Here is an 885-nt window from a genome sequence, read left to right on the forward strand (position 1 = left end):
ACCATCTAAATTTACCAAATCTTTCGTCGACTGTTGGCTAAAAAATAGTTGGACAATGCTTGGTTTATATTTAGTCATGAAAAGACCCTGCTTGATAGCCGAATTGATGCCGTCTTTAAACGATTAAATGAATTGCAGCTGCTCAATGATTTAAGACTGGCTAAAAATATAGCGCAGCATTATGCCCACAAAGGCGATCGCTTTATCAGCCGCCTCTTACAGCAAAAAGGATTTGAGGAGATTGTAATCAATCAGGCTTTATCTTCGCTGGATAATGAGATAAGCCGAGCACTTGAAGAAGCTCGTATAAAATTAGGTGCGACCTGGGATAATTCGGAACAATCCATCACATTGCTTTATCGTTTTTTAAGCGGACGTGGTTTTTCAGAGTCAACCATCAATGCGGTGATGAAAAAACTCAATAACGCAAAGCGATACCTGCTTCTTAAGGCAGCATAGCGCCTTCACGGAGACTTGAAATGCCAGAGAAATTCATACCTGTTCAATTCCAATATGGCTTTTTTGAAATAAGTAATTGCATTGGGTCAATTCAAGAATGTGCATCCCTTGAGGAGGCCATTCAATTTGCAAAAAACCACCATTTACAACTAAGCAAAACCTGGATTATTTTTAAAAAAGATTCATCCAAGGCAATACCAATTAAGTATTTGGATATAAATAAAAACATTGAGTTTGATTTATAACAATGAATACTGAAAGTGTTATAAAGACTGTATCAATTTAATGAGACAATATGTTTCTCTACCGTAGCGCGTTAAATAGTTTGAATCTAATTGTTAGGACTTGAAAACAGATTCGGCTCTGCTTGAATTATTTTGCAAATGAACTAGCAATAAAATGCAAATGGATTTTGATGAAACCGAA

At 36.2% G+C, this 885-nt stretch carries 2 protein-coding genes; both read left to right on the plus strand.

Annotated features, from left to right (window positions below):
- The first annotated feature begins 48 nt into the window (after positions 1-48).
- Entirely contained in the window at positions 49-459 is a 411-nt protein-coding gene (locus Lfee_RS06365; RefSeq protein WP_058445033.1) for a regulatory protein RecX, read from the plus strand.
- A 20-nt stretch (positions 460-479) separates the two neighbouring features.
- Positions 480-704 carry a hypothetical protein gene (locus Lfee_RS06370; protein ID WP_058445034.1) on the plus strand — a complete coding sequence of 75 codons (225 nt, stop codon included), beginning with the start codon at positions 480-482 and terminating at the stop codon, positions 702-704.
- Positions 705-885 lie beyond the last annotated feature (181 nt).

The organism is Legionella feeleii (assembly GCF_001467625.1).
Lineage (GTDB): Bacteria > Pseudomonadota > Gammaproteobacteria > Legionellales > Legionellaceae > Tatlockia > Tatlockia feeleii.